The 24,836-nt window shown below is 36.6% G+C and carries 19 protein-coding genes; 10 read left to right on the top strand and 9 right to left on the bottom strand.

Annotated elements, in window-relative coordinates; translation table 11 throughout:
• Window positions 1–28: 28 nt before the first annotated feature.
• The 4 genes from ychF to BW935_RS15105 form a co-directional block, all read right to left on the bottom strand.
• Window positions 29–1,126: a redox-regulated ATPase YchF gene (gene ychF, locus BW935_RS15090; RefSeq protein WP_076502624.1), complete on the bottom strand. Its 1,098-nt coding sequence runs from the start codon at window positions 1,124–1,126 to the stop codon at window positions 29–31.
• Window positions 1,127–1,136: 10 nt separating this feature from the next.
• The gene (locus tag BW935_RS15095; RefSeq protein ID WP_076502625.1) at window positions 1,137–2,219 is read right to left on the bottom strand and encodes an AI-2E family transporter; all 1,083 of its coding nucleotides are present in this window, start codon (window positions 2,217–2,219) and stop codon (window positions 1,137–1,139) included.
• A gap of 120 nt (window positions 2,220–2,339) precedes the next feature.
• A complete protein-coding gene (locus tag BW935_RS15100) occupies window positions 2,340–2,663 on the bottom strand; it encodes a DUF3276 family protein (RefSeq protein ID WP_076502626.1) in 324 nt (107 codons plus the stop codon).
• Between the two features lie 175 nt (window positions 2,664–2,838).
• Window positions 2,839–3,186: a 4Fe-4S binding protein gene (locus tag BW935_RS15105; RefSeq protein WP_076502627.1), complete on the bottom strand. Its 348-nt coding sequence runs from the start codon at window positions 3,184–3,186 to the stop codon at window positions 2,839–2,841.
• 142 nt (window positions 3,187–3,328) lie between these two features.
• On the opposite strand from BW935_RS15105, the gene BW935_RS15110 reads away from it, so the two are divergent.
• A complete protein-coding gene (locus tag BW935_RS15110; protein WP_076502628.1) occupies window positions 3,329–4,345 on the top strand; it encodes an aldehyde dehydrogenase family protein in 1,017 nt (338 codons plus the stop codon).
• On the opposite strand, the gene BW935_RS15115 is transcribed toward BW935_RS15110, so the two are convergent.
• Window positions 4,346–6,106 carry a sensor histidine kinase gene (locus tag BW935_RS15115; RefSeq protein WP_076502629.1) on the bottom strand — a complete coding sequence of 587 codons (1,761 nt, stop codon included), beginning with the start codon at window positions 6,104–6,106 and terminating at the stop codon, window positions 4,346–4,348.
• A 121-nt stretch (window positions 6,107–6,227) separates the two neighbouring features.
• Here BW935_RS15115 and BW935_RS15120 point away from each other — a divergent pair, with 121 nt between their 5' ends.
• The 4 genes from BW935_RS15120 (at window position 6,228) to BW935_RS15135 (ending at window position 14,365) form a co-directional block, all read left to right on the top strand.
• Window positions 6,228–7,523, top strand: a complete 1,296-nt coding sequence (locus BW935_RS15120; protein WP_076502630.1) for a TIGR00366 family protein — start codon at window positions 6,228–6,230, stop codon at window positions 7,521–7,523.
• 128 nt (window positions 7,524–7,651) lie between these two features.
• Window positions 7,652–9,913 (top strand): aconitate hydratase, encoded by a 2,262-nt coding sequence (locus tag BW935_RS15125; protein WP_076502631.1) that lies wholly within the window; start codon window positions 7,652–7,654, stop codon window positions 9,911–9,913.
• Between the two features lie 107 nt (window positions 9,914–10,020).
• Window positions 10,021–11,250, top strand: coding sequence for a porin (locus tag BW935_RS15130; RefSeq protein ID WP_076502632.1), 1,230 nt, complete (start codon window positions 10,021–10,023; stop codon window positions 11,248–11,250).
• A gap of 205 nt (window positions 11,251–11,455) precedes the next feature.
• Window positions 11,456–14,365 carry a PAS domain-containing hybrid sensor histidine kinase/response regulator gene (locus tag BW935_RS15135; RefSeq protein WP_245802716.1) on the top strand — a complete coding sequence of 970 codons (2,910 nt, stop codon included), beginning with the start codon at window positions 11,456–11,458 and terminating at the stop codon, window positions 14,363–14,365.
• Here BW935_RS15135 and BW935_RS15140 read toward each other — a convergent pair.
• Together BW935_RS15140 and BW935_RS15145 are read right to left on the bottom strand one after the other, a co-directional pair.
• On the bottom strand, window positions 14,353–15,303 hold the full coding sequence (locus BW935_RS15140; RefSeq protein ID WP_076502688.1) for a tetratricopeptide repeat protein: 951 nt from the start codon (window positions 15,301–15,303) through the stop codon (window positions 14,353–14,355). The genes BW935_RS15135 and BW935_RS15140 overlap by 13 nt on opposite strands.
• Window positions 15,278–16,366 carry an AI-2E family transporter gene (locus BW935_RS15145; protein ID WP_076502634.1) on the bottom strand — a complete coding sequence of 363 codons (1,089 nt, stop codon included), beginning with the start codon at window positions 16,364–16,366 and terminating at the stop codon, window positions 15,278–15,280. Before BW935_RS15145 ends, BW935_RS15140 begins: the two co-directional genes overlap by 26 nt.
• A 116-nt stretch (window positions 16,367–16,482) precedes the next feature.
• Here BW935_RS15145 and BW935_RS15150 point away from each other — a divergent pair, with 116 nt between their 5' ends.
• Window positions 16,483–17,496, top strand: a complete 1,014-nt coding sequence (locus BW935_RS15150) for a cation diffusion facilitator family transporter (RefSeq protein WP_076502635.1) — start codon at window positions 16,483–16,485, stop codon at window positions 17,494–17,496.
• A 566-nt stretch (window positions 17,497–18,062) separates the two neighbouring features.
• Here BW935_RS15150 and BW935_RS15155 read toward each other — a convergent pair.
• Window positions 18,063–20,090 (bottom strand): M3 family metallopeptidase, encoded by a 2,028-nt coding sequence (locus BW935_RS15155; RefSeq protein ID WP_076502636.1) that lies wholly within the window; start codon window positions 20,088–20,090, stop codon window positions 18,063–18,065.
• 92 nt (window positions 20,091–20,182) lie between these two features.
• Window positions 20,183–20,830 carry a sulfate ABC transporter permease gene (locus BW935_RS15160; RefSeq protein ID WP_076502689.1) on the bottom strand — a complete coding sequence of 216 codons (648 nt, stop codon included), beginning with the start codon at window positions 20,828–20,830 and terminating at the stop codon, window positions 20,183–20,185.
• A 124-nt stretch (window positions 20,831–20,954) separates the two neighbouring features.
• Here BW935_RS15160 and BW935_RS15165 point away from each other — a divergent pair, with 124 nt between their 5' ends.
• The 4 genes from BW935_RS15165 to BW935_RS15180 all read left to right on the top strand — a co-directional run bounded on the left by BW935_RS15165 (window position 20,955) and on the right by BW935_RS15180 (window position 24,804).
• Window positions 20,955–22,106: a tol-pal system protein YbgF gene (locus BW935_RS15165; protein ID WP_394333612.1), complete on the top strand. Its 1,152-nt coding sequence runs from the start codon at window positions 20,955–20,957 to the stop codon at window positions 22,104–22,106.
• 211 nt (window positions 22,107–22,317) lie between these two features.
• Entirely contained in the window at window positions 22,318–22,800 is a 483-nt protein-coding gene (locus BW935_RS15170; RefSeq protein WP_076502638.1) for an Lrp/AsnC family transcriptional regulator, read from the top strand.
• A gap of 71 nt (window positions 22,801–22,871) precedes the next feature.
• Window positions 22,872–23,411, top strand: a complete 540-nt coding sequence (locus tag BW935_RS15175) for an NUDIX domain-containing protein (protein WP_076502639.1) — start codon at window positions 22,872–22,874, stop codon at window positions 23,409–23,411.
• 28 nt (window positions 23,412–23,439) lie between these two features.
• On the top strand, window positions 23,440–24,804 hold the full coding sequence (locus tag BW935_RS15180) for an MATE family efflux transporter (protein WP_076502640.1): 1,365 nt from the start codon (window positions 23,440–23,442) through the stop codon (window positions 24,802–24,804).
• Window positions 24,805–24,836 lie beyond the last annotated feature (32 nt).

Genomic DNA, 24,836 nt, shown 5'->3' on the forward strand with positions numbered 1-24,836 from the left:
AAAAGTACAAATTTTTTTCAAAGTTTTATCAAACATTGAATCTAAAATGCATAATATCACCGTCTTGGACTACATATTCTTTACCTTCTATTGCAATTTTCCCATTTTCACGGCATGCTGCTTCTGATTTGAACTTTTCGTACTCTGTAAGTTTGATAACTTCTGCCTTGATAAACCCTCTTTCAAAGTCAGTGTGGATAACTCCAGCGGCTTGAGGCGCTTTCCATCCTTTCTTAATCGTCCAAGCTCTCACTTCTTGTACACCAGCTGTGAAATATGTGATTAAATCCAATAAAGCATAAGCAGCTGCTATTAGCCTATTCAGACCACTTTCTTCTAAACCATATTCGGAGAGAAACATTGCTTTTTCGTCTGCGTCTTCAAACTCAGCAATTTGTGCTTCCAATGCAGCGCAAAGTACGATTACTTCAGCATTTTCTTCTTTGACTTTCTCTCTCAGTTGGGTAACAAATTCATTGCCTGATTGAATGCTTCCTTCATCAACATTAGCCACATACAAAACTGGCTTGATTGTCAAAAGGTGTAAATCTCTGACTGCCTCCAAATCTTCTTTTTCGACCTCTACCGCTCTGGCATTTTTACCATCTGTCAGTGCCTGCTTGAATCTATTTAGGATTTCTAATTCCTTTCTAGCCTTAGCATCACCTGATTTAGCTATTTTTTCTAATCGTTGAATTTTCTTCTCAACAGATTCAAGATCTTTTAATTGAAGCTCGGTGTCTATCACTTCTTTGTCAAACACAGGATCTACGCCACCCGCTACGTGCACAATGTTATCATCATTGAAACACCTGATGACATGGATGATGGCATCTACCTCTCGGATATTAGCTAGGAATTTATTGCCAAGTCCTTCGCCTTTGCTAGCTCCTTTTACCAATCCTGCAATGTCTACAAATTCTATCACCGTAGGCATTACTCGCTGAGGGTTGACTAGATTTTCTAGAATCTGCAATCTTCTATCAGGAACAGTTACTACTCCTACATTGGGTTCGATGGTACAGAAGGGGAAGTTTGCAGCTTCTGCCTTTGCACTTGATAAAGCATTAAATAAAGTAGATTTTCCAACGTTGGGTAGGCCAACGATGCCACACTGTAAAGCCATTATTTGTCTTTTATAATTTGAATATTTTGTACTCCTTATATCCTCTGTAAAACTCCAAAATAGAAACTCTAAATACAGTGTATACAGGGATTGCGAAAATCATCCCAGGGATACCTGCGATTTTTGCACCCGCAAAGATAACAACAAAAATTTCAAGTGGATGCGCTTTTACAGATTTAGAAAATATCAAGGGTTGCAAGACCAAATTGTCGGTCAATTGTACTACTGAGAATACTGAAAGAATCTTGATGATGAAAAAAGGAATCTCACTACTCTCTCCAAAACTTCCCGTAGTCAATCCCACCAAAACTCCAAATGTAGCTCCAAGTAAAGGTCCAGCATAAGGGATTAGATTTGCTACTGCTGCAAAAAAGGCAATGGTCAAAGCATACTCGATACCTAAAATAGTCAATCCAATGGAAGCAATAGCAAATATTGCTGACATTTGAATCAAAAGACCAATCAGGTAGTTAGAAAGTAATTTTTCTACTTTATTGAATGTAGATACATAAAGTTCAAAATATGCATTAGGGACTAGATTGATTATGTTTCTTCTTAAAAGGCCATTTTCCAGAAGTAAGAAAAATGTAATGAAAGCCACTGCCATCGTACCGACTAGTAAAGTACTTGTTGTGCTTAAGACAGTGTTTACAAAGCCTTGTATGTTAATGATATTGAAGCTGGAGATTAAGTTTTCCCTTACTTGCGTGATCAAGAATCCTGGTTCGCTATCAATAAGTCTATATTTGATCAATACGTCCTCAATTTTTCCAGCAGGGTTTTGGATTTGTTCGTAAAGAAAATCCAAATCGTATGTCGCGATAATTTGAATCTGTGTAGAAATCAGGGGGATGAATAGTAGTCCCACTATGATTATAAATGTGATGACAACTGTGAATGAAACTAAAATTGAAAACCATCTCGGAATGTGCCTTCCAAGTAGATGGATTGAGCTTATTCTATTGGTTAGTGGTCTTAATACTGCGGCAATGATGACTGATATTAGTATGTAGAAGGCAATATTTGAAAAGTACCACCCTACTATAAAAAAAAGGATGGTAAATATGGAAACGTAAACGATTACCTTTTTCATAAAGTCTTATAAAAAAAGAGAAAGAAACAACGCTGGTAAAGTCATATGACTAACCTAATATAGACAAAATCTGTCTATTCTTGTTTCTTTCTCTTTTTAGGATATTATCATAGATGGAAATCAATCCCATCTTAATTCGTCATCATACTCAGACTCTTCCTCGTCAAATTGTGAAAAGTCAACTTCAGGCATTAAGTCTGTTTTTACATGCTCTACTGTATTTTGTAAAGCTTCCAAAAACTTCCCGAAATCTTCTTTATAAAGGAAGATCTTGTGTTTTTCAAAAGAAAAGGAGTCACCATTGACTCTTCTTTTGCTCTCTGTGATGGTTAAGTAGTAATCGTTTGATCTTGTTGATTTTACGTCGAAGAAGTAAGTTCTTTTACCCGCCTTTACTCTTTTAGAGAAGATCTCTTCTCTGTCATTTCCTCTGTTGTCTTCCACAGCCCTAAGTTTAATGTTGTTGTTTTAAGCAATTAAATCGGGAGACAAGATAAATCAATTCATCATAGAAATTCAAGCAGTCAAACAGTTTTTTTTAAAATATAAGGTCGGATAACCATTTGAACGTTTGATAAGAGAGTTTAAAAATAATAAAAGGGGCTGTAGCCCCACCTTATTATTCTCCATGCATAAATATTTTCTTTGCAAGTAGTTCTTCTTCTGTCTCTCTGTGATCGGGATCGTCCACACAGCAGTCTACAGGACATACTGCCGCACACTGTGGTTCTTCATGGAATCCAGTACATTCTGTACATTTCTCAGTGACGATGTAATAAAATTCGTCAGAAACTGGATCTTGTTTTTCAGAGGCATCTACCACGGTGCCATCAGGTAAAGTCACTTCTTTGAGGTTGGTTCCTCCAGCCCATGTCCACTCGATTCCACCTTCATATATTGCTGTATTCGGACATTCTGGTTCGCATGCACCACAGTTGATGCATTCATCCGTAATCATTATAGCCATTGTTCAGTCAATTTTAAATTCGATTCAAAATTAATAAGCAATTAACATATGCACCAAAAAAAAGTTGTCATGCTAATTAATTTATATTCAATCTAGCTAAGGTTTTTTAATTTAGGTAACTTTGCAGCAGAAATTTTAAGAAATGGAATTAGCAGAAAGAATACATGCCTTTGTCCAACTAGGTGAAAAAATCAAAAACTTAACTAGCGAAGAGTTTGAAAATCTAACTTGGCGGGTGGAAAATAACAATAGCTGGTTTACCCCAGATCATACCAAACTCGCGCTCAATGGGCTTGCCTCGTTTTTAGAAAGGTCTGCTTTGGAAGCTTGGGTTGAGGAGTATGAGATCAATGATGAGTTGGCGCCTAAGGAGATTGGGGTATTGATGGCTGGTAATATTCCAGCTGTGGGTTTTCATGATTTATTAGCAGTATTGATCACTGGTCACAAGGCAGCTGTGAAACTGAGTTCATCGGATACAATTTTGATTAAATGGCTGGTCAATGAATTGATTCAAATTGAGGATAGATTTGCGTTATTGATCAGTTTTGAAGAAATGCTTAAGGCAAAGGATGCCTACATCGCTACTGGAAGTGATAACTCAGCCAGGTATTTCAACTATTATTTCGGGAAATATCCTAGCATAATAAGAAAAAACAGAACTTCAATAGCTATCCTTAAAGGTGACGAAACAGCGGATGATTTCGTGAGGTTAGGTAATGATATATTTCAGTATTATGGATTGGGATGTAGAAATGTTTCAAAGTTATTCATCCCAAATAAGCAGATTTTACAATCCATGTTGGATGCAATGGATGGTTTTCAAATCCTATCGAGTAATCACAAATACATCAATAATTATGATTACAATAAATCCATCTATTTGATCAATGGTGAGGATCATTTAGATAATGGATTTTTGATTTTGAAGGAAAGTACAGATTTGGTTTCCCCTATTTCAGTAGTTTATTTTGAACTATATGATGATTTAGACACACTAAAAAGCCATTTGAAAATAATTGAAGATAAGATTCAGTGTGTGTTAAGTAGTAATGCTTGGTTTAATGAAAGCATTCCTTTTGGTCAGGCTCAATGTCCAAAATTGGATGATTATGCTGATGGGGTAGACACAGTTCAATTCCTATTGGAATTGAAATAATTAATTTTGGGGATACAGGGGAAGCGTAAATTCAAATTCGCTTCCTACATTTAGCTCGCTCTTGATGTTAAATTTCCCGTCATTTTTCAAAATATAGTCTCTTACCAAAATTAAGCCTAATCCAGTTCCTGTTTCATTTCTTCTTCCAGAGGTAGTGAAGCTTTCACCCCGTATCAGTTTTTCGAGATTTTCTTCAGATATTCCAGCGCCTGTATCTTTTACTTTGATAGAAATTTCATTTCCGACTTGAGATGCTTTCAATAACACGGTGTCGCCAGCCTGAGAAAATTTCAAAGCATTGCTAATTAAATTTCTCACTACTAAATCTATCATGTTTTTATCGGCATTAGCGTAAAGCTGACCTAAGGCTTCTAGATGTATATTGATATCTTTCTCTTTGGCTAAGCCAGTGAATAAAACCTGCTCTTGTTTCAAAAGTTGAATCACATCAAATTGGCTCTTTTCGACATATTCTCCCTTGAGTTGAGAACTAGTCCATGCCAATAGATTTTCTAATAGGAGAGAGACAGAATCCATATTCTTAGATACTTCTGGAAGTATTTCAAAAAATTCGTCCTTACTAACTATCCCATCAGATGTTAATTTCACTAAATCTCTAATGCCCAGAATAGGTCCTTTGAGATCATGTGAAATAATTGAGAAAAGCTTATCCTTTAGTTGATTAAGTTTTTTTAGCTCCTCAGCTTGTTGTATAAGTTGAGCACTTGTTTCTTTTACTACTGTAATATCATCAAATTGAATCAGTGTGCCACTGAATATGCTTTTTTTGTCAAGAATGGGAATCACTTGGATTTTGTAAGTTCTTATGCCTGTACCAAAATCCAATTCTAATTCCAATGATTGATTTTTTCTTTCTTCAACAGTTTCGAGAATTTCGGAATTTGTATTGAATATTTCCGCCAAAGTTTTTCCTATTAATTTGAAATTTTTAAGATTCAAAATTTCCAAGACTTGCGTATTGAAATCTATGATTCGATTTCTAGGATCAATGACAAGGACGCCAGTACTCATCGCTTGAATAACCTTAGCTCTTGCGATGGGCTTAATATCAAAAAGGTCAAACTTTAATAATCCAATTCCAATGATAATATACAAAAGGAGAAAAGAGTAAGGTGTGAGGTCAATATGGTCAAACGGTCTATACCCCAGTAGGTAAAATAAGTTGATCGCCCAAGGTAGAACTCCACCTGCTATGATAATGTAGGTCTGTTTTTTGAAAACTGGGTCAGTGTTTCTGAATCTGACAAAAAGCAGGATATTCCCAAATAACAATGAGATGTAGAAAAAAGCTGTATGCACATAATACCAAGGACCAATAGTGATCCCTAGTAAAGGAAAAGGACCTGAGGTAACCAATTCTACGGCTGCATAATGAAGCTGATGGAGGTGGTTGGTAAGGACTAGGATATAGGTTGTAAAGGGGATTAAAAACACTAGAGTAAGTGTGTAAATATTTCTCCATTTCTCTAATCCTACATACTTTAGGCAAAACCAAAGCCATAAACCAGGAGCAAAGGCTATACCTAAATATTCTATTTTGATCCAAAATAGCATGTCTTCCAATCGGGTACTCGCAAGCTCAAACCCATAGGCAATAGACCAAACTGCAACCGAAAGCATGGTGATAGCAAACCATCTCACGTAGTCATTGAGACGATATATGATTACTGAGGACAAGATTGCTACTAATATCCCTGAAATCAGCAAAGTCAAAGAAAAAATATTGAAATCAAGATGCATTACTCTTTGTGGTCTTAAGTAATTCTAAAATTTTATACAAATTAATTGAAAAAACTTTCAAGTAGCATATACCCAGCTAAAAAATCCTTTTTACATTGATATTCAAACACGGAGAATCAAAATGAAACAATCTGATACCTTGTCGCCTACTTTTGTATTGGCACTCGTTCTAAGCCTGCTAGTATTTCTTTTAGCGAATATTTTTACCAATCCTGGAGATCATGGCTTTTTAGTTTACAGTTTTGAGGTCTTGAAATTTTGGCAAAAAGGATTCTGGGAACTATTGGAGTTTACCATGCAGATGGTTTTAATTTTGATTTTTGGACATGCATTGGCAATCTCCACACCGATAGCTAGATTTTTGAATTGGTTATCATCAGGAGTGAGGAGTAATACACATGCGGTACTTTTAACAGGTTTTACTGCTATGTTTGCAGGTTATGTCAACTGGGGTTTTGGCTTGATTTTAGGTGCTATTTTGGCCAAGGAAGTGGCTATCCAAGCAGATAAATCAGGAGTGAAAATCAACTATCCTTTGGTGGCGGCTTCGGGTTATTTGGGGATGTTGATTTGGCATGGGGGGCTATCTGGTTCAGCACCTCTCAAAGTAGCCGAAAAGCAACATTTTCTTTCATCTCAGATAGGAGTAATTAGTGTCTCAGAGACTTTGTTCTCTAACTTTAACCTTGGTGTCAATTTAGTCCTTCTAGCAGGACTTTTCATTATTATGTGCCTGCTTTCTAAAGGTAATTTTTCTCCAAAGAATCATTTGGTAGTTGATGAGATTAGCAAGCCTTTAGTAGGAAAAGATAAGGTAGGGCTAGTTTTAGGAATAATTATATTAGGCTTATCCATATCAGATATTGCGGTGAATTGGGGTGGATTTTCTTTCATAGATCTAAATTATGTGAATTTTACATTGATGGGTCTAGGTATGCTAGCTTTTGGAAGTTTGACAGCATATATTAAGGCCATCACAATAGCAGTCAGTGGATCGGTTGAGATATTACTTCAGTTTCCTTTTTATGCGGGAATATTGGGGATTATGAAGTATTCAGGACTATTGGTTTTGATATCAGAAGCAATCGTGTATTATTCCACTGCAGAGACCTTTCCAGTTTTAGCTTTTTTTAGCGCAGCATTTGTAAATTTCTTCATCCCCTCAGGTGGAGGTCAATGGGCGATTCAAGGACCAGTGATCATGGATGCCACCTTGAAACTGGGATTAGACCCATCCAGGATGGTTATGGTTTTTGCTTATGGAGATCAGGTGAGTAACATGTTGCAACCATTTTGGGCTTTGCCACTTTTGGCGATTACTGGAGTTGCAGCAAAAGATATATTGAAATATACTTTATACTTTTTTGGACTGGCAATATTGGTTTTTGCCATTTGTATTTATTTTTTTCTGCCTTAGATGTACATTTTTAGAGTCTATATAAATTACCAACACATTTCCCATTTTACTTCTCTTTTAAGCCTATTTTTTTATCTTTGCGGTCGATTTAAATAAACCTTTTCAACACTCTAAACCATACATTTCCAATGGCATTTGATATAGAAATGATCAAGGCGGTCTATGATAAATATCCGACTAGGATAGCTGCTGCAAGAAAAGCGACAGGTAGACCACTTACATTGACAGAAAAAATATTATATGCTCACCTTTCAGAAGGTGAAGCAAAAGTAGCATACGAAAGAGGTGTTTCTTATGTTGATTTTAAGCCAGATAGAGTAGCTATGCAAGATGCTACAGCTCAGATGGCATTGTTGCAGTTTATGCAAGCTGGTAGAGATCAGGTGGCGGTTCCATCTACTGTTCATTGTGACCACTTGATTCAAGCAGAAGTGGGTGCTGTAGCTGATTTGACCAAAGCAAAAGATAAAAATAGAGAAGTATACGATTTTCTAGCTTCTGTATCTAACAAATATGGTATTGGCTTTTGGAAACCTGGAGCAGGTATCATTCACCAAGTAGTTTTAGAGAACTATGCTTTCCCAGGTGGTATGATGATCGGAACAGATTCACATACCCCGAATGCAGGCGGTCTTGGAATGATTGCGATTGGTGTAGGTGGTGCTGACGCTTGTGATGTAATGGCAGGCCTTCCATGGGAACTGAAATTCCCTAAATTGATTGGGGTAAAGCTTACGGGGAAACTTTCAGGTTGGACTTCTGCTAAAGATGTGATCTTGAAAGTAGCGGGTATCCTTACTGTAAAAGGTGGAACTGGTGCCGTAGTAGAATACTTTGGTGAAGGAGCAAATTCCCTATCTGCGACAGGTAAAGGTACCATTTGTAATATGGGAGCTGAGATTGGTGCTACTACTTCTATTTTTGGGTATGATGAAAAATCTGCTGCTTACCTCAGGGGTACTGATAGATCAGATATCGCAGATATGGCTGATCAGATCAAAGAACACCTCAATGCAGATGCTGAAGTTTATGCAAACCCAGAACAATATTTCGATCAAGTCATTGAGATTAACCTTTCAGAATTAGAGCCACATATCAATGGCCCTTTCACTCCAGATTTGGCGTGGCCTTTATCAAAATTTGCTGCTGCTGTTAAAGAAAATGGTTGGCCTGCAAAATTGGAAGTTGGTTTGATCGGTTCATGTACCAATTCTTCTTATGAAGATATCTCAAGAGCCGCATCGTTGGCACAGCAAGCTGTAGACAAGAAGTTGCTTGCCAAATCTGAATACACAATCACTCCAGGTTCAGAGCAGGTAAGGTTTACAGTAGAGAGAGATGGATTCTTGAATGTGTTTGACAAAATGGGTGGTGTGGTGCTCGCAAATGCTTGTGGTCCGTGTATCGGTCAATGGGCAAGACATGGTGCTGAAAAGCAAGAGAAAAACTCAATTATCACTTCTTTTAACAGGAACTTTGCTAAAAGAGCTGATGGTAACCCAAATACACATTCTTTTGTAGCTTCTCCTGAGATTGTTACAGCGATGGCAATAGCGGGTGATTTGACATTCAACCCGATGACTGATACCCTAACCAATGAAGAAGGTCAACAAGTGAAACTCGAAGAGCCTAGAGGTCTAGAACTTCCAACAAAAGGATTTGCTGTTGAAGATGCAGGCTACCAGGCTCCTGCTGAAGACGGGTCTTCTGTAGAGGTGATTGTAGATCCTAAATCTGATAGACTTCAACTCCTTGATCCATTCCAACCTTGGGAAGGTACAGACCTGAAAGGTTTGAAGCTATTGATCAAAGCAAAAGGTAAATGTACTACAGATCATATATCGATGGCAGGTCCTTGGTTGAGGTTTAGAGGTCATTTGGATAATATTTCTAACAATATGCTTATTGGTGCGGTCAACTTCTACAATGAAGAAACCAATAAAGTGAAAAATCAACTATCAGGTGAATATGGAGAAGTTCCTGCCGTTCAACGTCAATATAAATTGCATGGAGTTGGCTCTATCGTAGTAGGAGATGAAAACTACGGAGAAGGCTCCTCTAGAGAGCATGCGGCGATGGAACCTAGGTTCCTAGGAGTAAGGGCAATCTTAGTGAAATCTTTTGCTAGAATCCACGAGACTAACTTGAAGAAACAAGGTATGTTGGCTTTAACTTTTGCTAATCCTGCAGATTATGAATTGGTTCAAGAAGATGATAGCATTGACATCGTAGGTCTTGAATCATTTGCTCCTGGTGTTCAGTTGACTGTTGTCTTGAACCATGCAGACGGAAGCAAGGATGAAATCAAAGTAAACCATACATACAATGCAGGTCAAATTGAGTGGTTCAAAGCTGGTTCAGCCTTGAACTTGATCAAAGCAGGAGTATAATGTTTCGCTAAAAGACCTAAATTAAATAGATAAAAAAGCTGTGTTTCATCACAGCTTTTTTATTTGATTATTAGTTATAATTTTGATGGAATTTCAATTTTCAAGATATGTCTGTTAATCTAAAGTCTAAGATTTATGCAATTGTTTCTTTCGTAATCTTAGGTCTGATTTTTATCAATTCGGGATCATTACATGCCCAAACAGTTGAGTCAGATGAAAGAGCGCTCTTAAATGTTGACGAGGGGATCAAGTTTTCAAAGGATTCCCTTTTTCTCATGAATTTGAGATTTAGGATGCAGAATAGAGCGGGTTTCAACTCAATATATTCTGGGAGCAATCTTGGGATTGAGCAGTTCGAAATGCGGGTTAGACGACTCAGATTGAGGTTAGATGGTTATGTTCTAAGCCCAAAATTCCAATACTATATACAGCTTGCATTTTCAAAAGCAGATTTAGATTTAGAAACAGGTGATATTGCTCAGCCTGTAAGAGATGCTATTTTATATTACACTGTCAATGATAACTTTTATATTGGCTTTGGTCAATCCAAATTGCCTGGAAACAGAGAGCGTGTCATTAGTTCTGGAAACTTGCAATTTGCAGATCGCTCCATTGCCAATAGTCTTTTTACCTTAGATCGGGATTTTGGAATCTTTGGTTATTACACGATGAGGACCAAAACACCAGCAATTTTCCTATTAAAAGGCGCGATCTCCTCAGGAGATGGGAGAAATGCTTCCGCAATTAACAATGGACTTTCCTTCACGGGAAGACTTGAAGCTTTACCATTTGGTCTATTCAAAAACAATGGAGACTATTCAGAAGGAGATTTAGAATTTGAAGAAAGCCCAAAACTTTCAATTGGTGTTACATTATCCGAAAATCAAAAAGCTGTAAGAACAGGTGGTCAATTAGGTCCAGAACTTTTTGAATCTCGTACTTTGAATAGCATTATTGTTGATGCCATGTTCAAATACAAAGGATGGGGAGTCATGTCTGAATATATGAGTAGATCCAGTTCAGATCCGATCACTCAAAATGATGCTGGTGATATACGTTTTGTAGTTGTGGGCCATGGACTAAATACCCATATTTCTAAAATGATTTCTAGGAAATCTGAATTGGCAGTTAGGTATGCTTATGTTATTCCTAATGAAGCAATTTTGGGCCTACAAAATAGAGTTGATGAGACATTACTTGGCTATACCCATTATTTAAACGGCCATAGAATCAAAGTTCAAGCAAATATAGGCTACAGATGGCTGGAAGGACTATATCAGTTAGAAAATGCAGGGAATTCTTGGACGGGGATGTTTCAGGTAGAATTTGGGATTTAAAAATAGGCTGAAACACAATTTTTGTTATTTTAAAAACAAAAAATTTGTTATGAAAAACAAATTGTTGTATGTTTACGCATCAGAGAAAAAGAAAAGTAGTTCTTAATCACACCATTTGCTTTCTTTATCTTTTCTCTGTCATAAATCTATGAAGGAAAGGGGGATAAATAGTACTTTTAAAAAGATAATATATGAATCATCCGAGATGGTATTTCTCGCGGATGATACATTCCCCTATAATATTTTTTATAGCAACGTTTTGTTTGATAAGCTAATTGGTCAAAACCTCAAAGATAAGAATTTGGTAGGTTTAGGATTAGATATTAATTCCTACATATTTAAAGAAGAGCTTCTGATCAGTTATCAAAATAAAGAATATTCTTTTCAACTTGAATTACCTCAAGAAAATGGATCTAATTATTTTCTATTCTATAAAGGAAAGGAAATAAGAGGAATTGGCTTACCTCCAAAAATTGAAGCGCAGCAATTTTTCAGAAACTCAATCGACCTGATTGCCATCGGTCAAGAGAACTTTCTCACTTGGGTTAGTGAGTCTATCAAGCCTTTACTAGGATATGCGCCAGAAGAGGTCATTAATATGGATTTGTGTCAATATTTCCATAAAGATGATCTAACAATAGCACAATCACATCTGTTGGAAGTCAAGAAGGGTATAGAAGCTTCTCAATTCATTTCAAGGATGTTGCATAAGTCAGGCGATTATAGATCGATAGATTGGCAGATTCAATTCAAAGACGGGAAGTTTTATGTTATTGGTAGAGATGTAACAGAATCTGAGATTGAAAAAAAGAATACTGCAAAGCAGAATGAACTATTTAAGCTTGGAGAAGAAGTAGCTAAAGTTGGTGTTTGGGAATTGAATTTAGAAGAGGATGCTGTCTACTGGAGTGATGAAGTCTATGCCATCCATGAATTAGAAGAAATCAAAGATAGCTTTGATCTGGCTAATGCTTTGGATTTTTATCTTCCAGCATTCCAGCCAGTCATCAAGACGGCCGTGGATCAGTGTATCAAGACCGGAAAAGAATATGACCTTACACTCAAAATCAAATCTTTCAAAGGAAATGAAAAGTGGGTGAGAACCCATGGAAGAGCCAAGGTTGAAGATGGAGTAGTAAAAAGGGTTTTTGGGACTTTTCAGGATGTATCAGAAGAAAGACAACTAGTAGATGAGCTAGGTTTATTCAAAGAACTCTTTGATTTGTCCCCGGAGGCAATATTGATTTCAGACACAGCTGGTAAGATAATATTCATCAACCAAGAAGCAAATAAGCGTCTTGGCGTTTTTGAAGATAATTCCACCGATCACAGTGTTTTTCAATTTGATCAGAAGTTTGGTTCTGAAGATGAGTGGAATAAACACCTCGATTCGCTTAAGATGGATAAAACTCAAAGATATAGAAGTGTACTCAATCACCAAGAAGGCAGGGAGTATCCTGTAGAGGTGAGTTGTAATTTGATTGAGATTCAAGGTGAACAATACGTCATATCATTCTCTAGAGATATTACAGAGAGAATTCAATTAGAAAAATCCCTTCAAGATTCTTCTGACTTTTTACTACACTTGACTGAGCAAGTGCCTGGAGCTTTGTACCAGTTTGTCTTGGATAAGGAAGGAGAGATGAAGTTTTCATACCTAAGCCCAGGTATCAAAACCCTGCTTGATCTAGGAGAGAAAGATATATCAAGCATGAATGATATCGGATTGGTGATTTCTAAAATTCATCCTGAAGATATTGCGCAAGTTTTGATGAGCTCTGTGGCTTCTGCCAAAAGACTATCATCTTGGAATTGTCAATTTAGAGTGAAAGACTCGGACACCAATGATTATAAGTGGGTAATGGGAGCTGCTAAGCCTGAGCATTTAGAAAATGATGATGTAGTTTGGTATGGGTACTTGGCAGATATCACTGAGCAAAAAGTTTTTGAAGAGACACTTAAAAATGCTCGTGAAACTGCAGAGAAGGCTAATAAAATCAAGTCTGAGTTTTTGTCGATGATTAGCCATGAATTGAGGACACCACTCAATGCCATATCTGGATCGGTTTATTCACTCTTGCAGGACGAGCATACACCTTCTCAAGAATCAGCCTTGAATACTATCAATTTTGCAGTAGATAACTTGATCATCATGATCAACGATTTACTGGATTTTCAAAAAATTGAAGCTGGTAAATTGAATCTAGAGATGAACCCAATGGGGCTTCAGGATGTGATCCAGCAGGTGATCAATGGTTTGGAGTTCCATGCAAGTGATAGTCAAAATATGCTTAATTTGCATTTTGATGACTCAGCAAAATTAAGAGTTCTTGGTGATAAAGTTCGCTTAGCTCAGATAATGAATAATCTGATTACCAATGCATTGAAGTTTACTAAGAAGGGTAAAGTAGATGTGACCATCAAAGCAAAGTCTATAGATGGTACCAAGGCAAAGGTTTATTTTGAAGTCAAGGATACTGGGATAGGAATAGCCAAAGAACACCAAGAAAGAATTTTCCAAGACTTCGATCAGATTCAGCATTCATTCAGTAAGAAATATGGTGGAACAGGTTTAGGTTTATCCATTACCAAAAAACTTCTTGACCGTATGGGTAGCACCATTCAAGTTGAGTCAGAGGTTGGTGTAGGATCTACCTTCTACTTCGAAGTGGAGTTTGAAAAATTGCCTGAGCCTACCGACAATGGTGTCATACAACCCATAAGCCAAGCGCTGGATTTGTCTACTTTGAAAATTTTAATGGCAGAGGACAATGACGTAAATTCTTTGGTTCTAGGTAAAATCATTAAAAAATGGGGATTCCATTTTGAGAGAGTTGTCAATGGTCAAGAGGCTGTAGAAGCAGTAGAAAAAGGGAATTATGACATCGTATTGATGGATATTCAAATGCCAGTCATGAATGGCTTCGAGGCAACAGAAAAAATCAAATCCTTTTCCAAAGTTCCTGTGATAGCCCTGACTGCAGCGGCTAAATTAGAAGTGATGGAAAACATCGAAAAAAGTGGGTTTGATGGATTTGTTGCAAAGCCAATTGATGCAGCAGAATTGCTGAAGCGTATCAAGGAAGTACTTGCAGCTACTAATTATAAGTCTTGAGATTTTTTGAAATAAGCCTGAGCTAGATCCATCTCAGGGTCAAAACTCAAAGCATCACTCAGGTATTTAAGAGCAGATGTTTTGTCCCCCTTCATGTAGTAATAGATACCTTTATTTCTCCAAGCATAAGCGTTTTTAGGGTTTTGTTTGATGCTAAAGTTGATGTCTTCTATGCCTTTTTCCATGTCACCTAAGAATAAAGCATATAATCCCCTATTGTTATAGTAGTAGGATTCACGAGAATTTAATTGGATGGCTTTAGAAACCCAGTCATATGCTTTTTGGTATTCTTGTAGATCAAAAGCTATCATTGACCTGAGATTATAAATGTTTGGCTCTTTATCATTTACTTGCTCAGCTTTTTCTAATAAGGATATGGCTTGATCATAGCTTTTTTGGTAAAAAAGTATGGTCGCCATATTTACGACTAAGTCGGGATTATTGGGGTTGAGGTCCAGACCTTTTTCAAAAGCTTTTAGTGCAGCATTATTGTTTTTGAGTTTTTCATATACCAATCCCATCAAAAAATAAGTTTTCCAGCTTTCGGAGTTTATTTTCTCGAGTTGTTGTGCATCATTGAGCGCTTTGTAAAATTCTCCATTGTCAAGGTACGCTAGACCTCTTTGAAAATATACTGTAGTATCTATTAGTGAGCCTTTTTCCAAGATTTTGGAATAATCTGCAATGGCGGCATCGAGGTTGTTCAACCTTTCATGAATTATTCCTCGATTAAGAAGGGCATCGGCAAAATCAGGATCGATTTTTAGGGCCTCTGTATAATACTCCGAAGCTCCTTTGAGGTCATTTTCTTTCAATTTTTCATTCCCTTTTAAAAAAAATCTACCCTTTTTGTCTTCTTCAGAAGCACAAGAGGGCAAGTAAATTATCAAAATTGATAAAATGAAGATCAAACTAACTTTCCGTATTGAGATTGCCATTTTTTTGATTGTTTTCTTCTCCAAGTAAGAGGGCAAAGGGTTTGGTTGATTCACTGAGTTCAAATATTTTTCTTAATACAGCAAGCGTAGGGATGATTATCACCATTCCAATTACTCCCCAAATAGAAGCCCCAACTAATAAGCCTATAAAGGTAATGAAGGCATTCAGATTTACATTGTTTCCAACAATCTTTGGCGTCAAAAAGTTACTTTCTATCAGCTGAATGATCAAAAATGAAATAACTACGCCCAATGGATAAAAAAGGCTGTCTTTGGTTAGAAAAGCAAAAATTGTTGGTAAGATAGCTCCTAGGAACGGCCCTAGATAAGGAATGATATTTAAGATAGCCGCAAAAACAGCGAAGAATATGGCATGCTTGATTCCTAATCCAAACAATACCGCTGTATTCAGGACAGCTAGGATAGCCATGACTTTGAGGATACCAATGATGTACCTTTGAACGACTTTTCTCAGTTCTCTGATCTCACTTTTGATATTTTCCTGTTTGCTTTCTTTGAATAGGTGTACTAGAAATTCTGTCAAATGATCTCTGTAAATCAGAAAAAAGAAAATGAATACAGGGAGTAAAATAATACCTGATAGTGATCCAATGGTATTGAGGATGAACTCTGCTAAGCTTGAACTATTGGATTGAAGTAAGTCTATCAGGTATCCTTGGTCTATTCCTTGACCTACGCCTGTTTCGATGTTGAAATTATCATAAACCCAAGAGTCGAAATCACTCAAATAGCGATTGAGTCTATCACCTACATTTTCCAAATCCCTACTAAAGCTTGCTACTTGTAAAATTACAAAAGCCAAAAAACCACAAATTATCAGAAGACCTGAGATCAAAGAAATTAACGCGCTGAATACCCTTGAAACTCTTTTGGATTCTAACCAATTCCCGATTGGTGTCAGTAAAATAGAGATAAAGCCACCTAAAAAAAGTGGAATTAAAATACTTTTTCCAACAATCAAAATAAAGATGATAGAGGTAGTCAATAAAATCACGAATAAAACCTTTAAGTAGCCAGGAATAATTAATTGTTTGTTTTCCATGATATTTAAAAATTGTTGATTTTAGATTACTGTTTATATTTTCAATATTGTCATTATTCGGGAGTTTTCAATAAAATAAGTTCTATTTTTGAAGCCCAAAGAAAGAGACTGATAAAGTGGAAAACCAAAAAGCCAAGTGGATTAAATTTTCTTTTGTAATAAGCATCATCTTACTGATGGTGAAGTTTTATTCATTTTACATCACTAATTCCACCGCCATACTTACCGATGCCCTGGAAAGTATAGTCAATGTGGTCGCTGCCAGTTTCGCCTCTTATAGTATTTACCTGAGTTCTCAACCAAAGGATGCCAATCATCCTTATGGTCATGGTAAAATAGAATTTTTTAGTGCAGGTATCGAGGGAGTTTTGATCATGCTAGCTGGTATATTCATTATCTATCAAGCGATTTATAATTTTTTCATTCCAAATGAATTAGAGATGCTTTTGGAAGGGATGGCTTTAGTTGGATTTTCTGGCTTGGTCAATGGTATACTTGGATTGAAGCTCAAAAATGAGGGAAGGAAATTGAATAGCTTAACCCTTGAAGCTAGTGGTAAACATTTATTGACAGATACTTTTACAAGCTTTGTATTGATAATAGGAGTAGGTGTCATTTATTTTACAGGAATTTATATACTTGATTCTATATTATCGATACTATTTTCCTTGTACATCTTATATTCTGGATATTTTCTGGTTAGAAAATCAGTAGCTGGCCTGATGGATGAAGCTGATCCTCAGGCTGTCAAACAGGTCGTAGAGGTTTTGAATAAGGAAAGAAAAGCTGAGTGGATTGATATACACAATATGCGGGTACAGCAATATGGAGGAGATCGGCACGTAGATCTTCATTTGACTTTACCTTATTATTTTGAGCTCAGACAAGTACATGAAGAAGTGGAAGAAGTAGAGGAGTCTTTGGAGAAATCTTTTGAAGGAGATATGGAGGTTTTTATTCATTCAGACCCATGTATACCAGAGAAATGCTGCCACTACTGTCAGATGACAGCGTGTCCAGTCAGGAAGTTTGAAATGAATACAAGAATAGTTTGGACAGCAAATAATATGTCAAAAAATCAAAAACATTATCATGACATCACAGATGATGAAAAACACTTTAAACTGTAAAATTCCAAGAGTTATTTGTAAAAAATATCTCTAATCTTAGAGTTAAGTGCTAATTGTAATTTTTTGATATCTAGTCAGTTATGATTATAATCAGTTGTAGGAATGATTTTTACGTCAAATGACAAAATTTATTGTATGTCAATTAGAATATTAATTAAAAATTGATCACTTTTGTTGAAATTCAACAGATTCTATTGTATATTCAACAAAAAAACAGCTATGAACGAGGATAAACAATTCAGGCTACTACTAGCAATTTCGTCAGTAGTATGGTTAGTCTTGATAGGGTTCATTATGGTGATGTAAGATAAAGACTAATAGCTAGCAGGTCTGCTAAAAACAGTATTGCTTTTCAAATGGATTAATAAGTTTTAAAAGGATGCACCTTTAGTGCATCCTTTTTTCCTTTTTCTGATTAAAGGTTTACTTGCCAGTATTATCAATTCGTCTGACTTATCTGTTGTCATTAACCAATATCCAAGTATCCAATAGCTCTAAATATCAATATTAAGCTAAATTGTTTATCAAAGATTTACTGGCAAAAGTCCGTATATCCACATCCTTTTTTAGATTAGTCCAGCTCTTTTTAGTAAAGCGTCAGGTTTAGGATCTCTCCCTCTAAATCGCTTATAAAGTATACTTGGGTGCACGCTACCTCCTGCTGATAGGATATGCTTTTGGAATGATTTAGCTGTATTTGAGTCAAAAATTCCTTTTTCTAAGAATAGTTCAAAAGCATCTGCATCCAAAATTTCTGCCCACTTGTAACTATAGTATCCCGCAGCATATCCACCTTGAAAAATATGAGAAAATGAAGTGCTCATCATCGTACCTTCTGTATCAGGTAGGAGGGCAGTTTTTTTCATTTGCTCTTTTTCGAAAGTGGGAATGTCACTGATCAGCGAAGGATCAGTACTATGGTAAGCCATGTCCAATAAGCCAAAAGAAATCTGCCTAACTGTCTGATATCCTTGTTGGAAATTGGAGGCATTTTTAATTTTTTCAATTAAGGAGCTAGGAATCGTCTCCCCTGTTTCGTAGTGACTAGCGAATAAATCTAAACAAGCTTTTTCGTAACACCAATTCTCAAAAATTTGGGAAGGAAGCTCGACGAAATCCCAATAAACACTTGTGCCCGATAGTGACTCGTAAGTACCCTTTGCCAACATGCCATGCAGTGCATGCCCAAATTCATGAAAAAGCGTAGTTACCTCCTTGAAGGTAAGTAATGAAGGTTTGGTTTTTGTTGGTTTGGTGAAATTACATACGATGGATACATGTGGTCTTTGATCTTTGCCGTCAATGATTTTTTGCCCTCTATAACTTGTCATCCATGCGCCATTTCTTTTTCCTGCTCTAGGGAAATAGTCAGCATAAAAAACGGCTATATGATTTCCATTTTCGTCTTTGACTTCATAGGCAGTGACATCTTGATGGTATACAGGAATATTTTTATTCTCTATGAAAGTCAATCCGAATAGTTTATTGGCAGTGGTAAAAACACCCTTAATTACATGCTCAAGTTTGAAATAGGGTCTTAGTAATTCATCATCGACCTCGTATTTTTCTTTTTTTAATTTTTCTGAGTAATAGGCGAAATCCCACTTTTCAAGTCTATCTATTCCATCCAAAGATTTGGCATAAGCTTCTAACTCCTTTACTTCTTCTATCGCTTTTGGTTTCGCTTTCTCCAATAGGTTATTGAGGAAATCCAAAACAGCGGTACCGCTTTTTGCCATTCTTTCTTCTAGCACAAAGTCAGCATAAGACTCATAACCTAGGAGTTGAGCTCTTTGATTTTTAAGCTTTAGCATATCTTTGATGGATTGTTTATTGTCCAATTCATCGCCTTTGCAAGCTTTGGTATTGTATGCGAGAAATAGTTCTTTTCTCAATGCTCGATTATCGGCATAAGTCATGAAAGGAATATAGCTAGGGAAAGCCAATGTAAATACCCATTTCCCTTTTAGTTCTTTTTCATCTGCTAGTTGTGAAGCGGCTTCTTTAATGGCGTCGGGAAGGCCCGATAGCTGAGATTCATCATCAACTACCAAGCTGTATTTATTAGTCTCTGCAAGTACATTTTCTCCGAATTTTAAACCTAGTTGGGATAATTCTTGATCTATTTTTCTGAGATTTTCTTTTTGGTGTTCATTGAGATTTGCACCGTTACGTACAAAACCTTTGTAAGTTTTTTCTAAGAGTGTACTTTGTTCTTCAGAAAGGTTGAGCTGATCTTTTTGCGCATAGACTTGCTTGATTTGCTCAAATAGATCAGCATCTAACAAAATATCATTACTGTGAGCTGTAAGTAATGGAGAAATTTCCCTAGCTAGTGCTTGAATTTCATCATTCGTTTCAGCAGAATTGAGATTAAAAAAAATAGAGGAGATCAAACTCAATCTATCGCCCGCATTATCTAGGGCAACAATGGTGTTTTCAAAGTCTGGAATCGGCTCTGATTTGATCTTCTGAATATCTGTTTTAGCTAAAGTAATTGCTGCTTTGATTGCTGGTAGAAAATCTTCAGTTTTAATCTTATCAAAAGGAGGTGTTTCAAAAGGGGTGTTGAAATTTTCCAATAATGGATTCATATAATAATTGGTTTTGGTGATGTTATTTTAAAAACGCTTCTAGGGCAGCAAAGTTAAAAATATCTTCTAAGACTTTCCTTTGAGGCAGCTACTTACCTGTATGCTAATACATAAAATGTTAACCAGCTCAAAAATGGGAGCAAATAACCAACAATTACAATCAAAGCTGATTCTTTAAGATTTCTTTTACTGTACGTGTGTACACCCAATACCAAAAAGAGCGCATAGAAAACTTCGAACAGGTTGAGACTTTTGAGTGGATAATGATACTTGCTCGAAATAATTGAAAGATCGACCAATGCAGCTAAAGAAAGTGGGAAATATTGTTTGATTTGCTCAAACTGAATGCCTTGGCCTGCGTTTAGAAATACTAGCATGGTAATAAGCTCAGGAAGCAAGAAAATCGCCTCTGCAACTAGCACAAACTTCCATAAATCTAAGTAGCTGATCTTGAAGCCCAAACCAAAGGATCCAGTCCAAATAAAAAAACAGATAACAGTTACTTTCCAGAGAATTGAGAAAGGTGTCCAAATGTAATTCAAGCCATTGAAGATATGAAAAAAGGTAAGAGAACCATCTTTGCTGAGTTCTTCGTGTCCCGGGATGGTTTCGAGAATAATGTCATTGATAACAAACCTGACAAGAATAAATAACAAGGACAGAAGGATAAAAAATATTCTTTTGTCGAAATTAATCGCAGAGATAATTCGTTGTGAAATTTGAGTGTCAGGTTTGCTCATTAAACAAAAATTAATTTTGGTTAAAAGTAATTTTTTGTTTTGAATACCTGATAGTTTTGCATCAAGAAAATAGCAAAGAATGAAATTAAAATTATTCATAACAATATTCATGATTTTGACTTCAATGCACCAATCATTTGGACAAGAAGAATTGACCATGGATAATTTTGAGCCGACGGGTCCAGCTTATTTATTACTGGACAAAGGTCTACAGTTTAGAATCACTGATGCAGTCAATAGTCTCTATAATTTTGACTTTGCAACAGCCGAGAGGGGTTTTAGAGTGATGGAATACCAATATCCTGACCACCCTTTGCCTTATTTCTTGATGGGGTTGAGTACTTGGTGGAAGATTGCTGTCGACTTGGAAAATAAGCGCTATGATGATGTATTCATCAAACAAATGGATAGAACAATAGAGAAAGCAGAAAAGCTTTACAAAAAGGATCCTACAAATAAAGAAGCTGCTTTTTTCTTGTCTGGAGCATATGGTTTTCAGGGAAGACTTTATAGTGAAAGAAGAAGTTGGACCAAAGCAACATTTGCTGGTAAAAATGCCATGAAGTACTTGAATCTTAGCAAAGGAGATGATGAATTGAACCCTGAGCTATTGCTTGGAGATGCTTTATTTAATTATTTTTCTGTCTGGATTCCAGAGAATTACCCATTATTAAAACCAGTGGTGGCATTTTTCCCAAAAGGTGATAAGAACCTTGGACTCAAACAATTGGAAGACGTGGCTCAGAATGCATTCTACGCTAGGGTAGAGGCTCAATATTTTCTATTTAGACTATATGCCTCGGAAGAAAAGCAACCTTATAAAGCACTTGCTATTACTGATTATTTGTATAATAAATTTCCCAATAACCCTTATTTTCATAGATCCCATGCCAGACACTTGTATGCCGTAGGAAGAATAGCGGAAGCAAAAGATATGTCTCTTGAAATTCTGCGTAGGATAGAGGCTGGTTGGACAGGTTATGAATCGAATGCGGGTAGATATGCAGCATTTTATATTGCTCAATACAACGAAAGAACTGGGAATAAGTCTGAAGCGAAGAAATATTATTTAAAAACCCTTTCATATGGAGAGGAGTCCGAAAGTCAAGAAAGTGGTTACTACCTATATTCCTTGATTGCTTTAGGGAAAATGGCTAATGAAGAAAAGGACAAGAAGAAAGCTAAGGATTATTTCAATAAAGTTAAGAAGTATGCCAAGCGAAAACATCCTGCTCATAAAGAAGCTAGAGATTATATCAAAAAGAATAAACTTTAGTCAAATTATCTCGTAGTAGAAGGGGTGGAATCAGGAGATAATTTGAATATTTTCAATTACTTAATAAAAATCAATCGATTTATTCTATCAAAATAGGTTAAGAAATAACAATATTTTGTATTAACGGTCGTTTTTTGTTGAGTTTGTGTTTAAAATAAATTCAAATTATATTAACTTTGTGCCACATAAAATTTTGCAAATTCTTTATAATATGGATAACAGCGTAAGAGTAAAATTCGACAAAATAGACAGAAAGATCTTAGAGATTCTTCAAGCTAACGCTAAAATCACCAATGCACAGCTTTCGAAGGATATAGGATTGTCTCCAGCGCCAACTTTGGAAAGAGTAAAAAAATTAGAGCAATCAGGTATTATCAAAAGTTATCATGCTAAGCTTGATCCAGAAAGAATTGGACTTGGTGTGAGCACTTTTGTTTTGGTGAGCTTAATAGGTCACAATAAAGGAAACATCGATGCTTTCATGAAAGAAATCAATGACATCCAAGAAGTGATCGAATGTCATCACATCACTGGTACAGGTGACTTTATTCTAAAAATTATTGCTAAAGACATCACAGCATATCAGAAATTGATGTTGGAAAAAGTAAGTGAAATCAAAGAAGTGGATTCGATGCAGTCTATGGTGATTTTGTCTACTTTCAAGGATAGCAAAGTACTTCCTATTCCAGCCTAATCTTATAGATTTACTATCTCAATTTGGGAGGCTAGCGATAGTCTCCCTTTTTTATTTCTACTTTTGTAATTATGGAAAATCCTTGGACCACTAAATCGATCAAAGTAGTCTATGACAACCCGTGGATCAGTGTCAGTCATAGAGAAGTGATTACGCCGAATCAGACGGAAGGAATCTACGGTAAAGTTCACTTTAAAAACAAAGCGATCGGAATAATTCCTGTAGATCAACATGGGAATACTTGGCTCGTTGGTCAATACAGATATATCATTGATACGTATTCTTGGGAAATTCCAATGGGAGGTGGTTTGATTGATCATGACCTTTTGGAAGCAGCCAAGCGAGAGCTTCAAGAAGAGACTGGTTTGAAGGCAATGAAATGGACGCAATTATTGAGGATCCATACTTCTAATTCAGTTACAGACGAAGAGGGCTATGTTTTTTTGGCAGAAATGCTTGAAGAAGGAGAGACGAGTTTCGATCCTACAGAAAAGCTAGAAATCAGAAAATTACCTTTAAAGGAAGCTTTAGCAATGGTGATGCAGGGTGAAATAACTGATGCGATTTCCATAGCTGGGCTTCTTAAAGTTGCAAAATTGTTGAATATTTGACCTTTCATATCTCGCTTATTAAGCTATCATGTCTCAGTTCAATTTCAAAGATCATTTTTCCAAAACGTTTACACTGGCCTATCCAGTCATGTTGAGTCAACTTGGACAGGTGTTGGTAGGTGTTGCTGACTCTATGATGGTGGGTAGGCTAGGTGCTGAACCGCTTGCTGCAGCTTCCTTGGCGAACAGTATTTTCTTTGTAGTACTGATGTTTGGTATAGGAGTTTCTATGGCCATCACGCCTCTAGTAGCAATGGCTGACGGTAAGAATAAAAGCAATAAAATTGGAAGACTTTTTAGACATGCCTTCTCGATCAATATGGCTACTGGGACCTTCTTGTTTTTGTTGATTATCCTCTTCTCGCCAATGTTGAATTATATGAATCAGCCCTCAGAGGTTGTTCGTTTAGCAATTCCATATTTGGCGATCATTACACTTTCTATTTTACCATTTATGTTTTTTCAGACTTTCAAGCAGTTTGCTGAAGGACTCTCTCAGACCAAACAAGCCATGTATATCACTTTGATTTGTAATGGGTTGAATGTTTTTTTAAACTGGGTATTCATTTATGGAAATCTAGGGTTTCCAGCTATGGGCTTAAATGGAGCAGGTTGGGCGACTTTAATTTCGAGGGTAATAATGGGTGGCATCATAGCCTATTATGTATTGAAGTCTAGGAGATATAAGTTGTTTGATCTTGGTTTCAAGATCAAAAGATTTTCATTTCCGATGGTTTCCAAAATGATTCGAATTGGTGTACCTACTGGTTTCCAGTATATCTTTGAAGTGGGGGCTTTCAGTACAGCGGCGATTATGATGGGCTGGATTGGAGTTTCCGCTCTAGCAGCACATCAGATTGCGATCAACCTAGCATCTATCAGCTATATGATGGCTTCAGGGCTTTCTGCTGCAGCCATGGTAAGGGTAGGGAACCAACTGGGTAGAAATGATATTCATACACTCAGATCTGCTGGTTTCACAGTGTTTGCAATGGCAGCTTTATTTATGCTGGTATCTGCAGTGATTTTTATAGTTTTAAGGGAATTCTTGCCTTCCCTTTACATAGATGATGATGTGGTTATTCACATGAGCGCCAGTTTGCTTGTGATTGCTGGGTTTTTTCAGCTTTCAGATGGGATTCAGGTAGTTGGTTTGGGTGCTTTGAGAGGGATGGCTGATGTCAAAGTTCCTACTATTGTGACTTTGATTGCCTATTGGGTAATCGGTTTACCATTAGGTTATTTTTTTGCTTTCAACTTGGGTCTTCAAGAAAAAGGAATTTGGTATGGCCTATTAATAGGACTTTCAGTAACTGGCGCAATGTTATTATATAGATTCCATGCACTTAGCGCTAATTTGCTTCAAAAGCAGCATAGTGCCCGGGCCTTTTAGCTTTTTCAATATACTATCAGTCATCTCAAATA

The sequence above is a fragment of the Belliella pelovolcani genome (assembly GCF_900156785.1).
Lineage (GTDB): Bacteria > Bacteroidota > Bacteroidia > Cytophagales > Cyclobacteriaceae > Belliella > Belliella pelovolcani.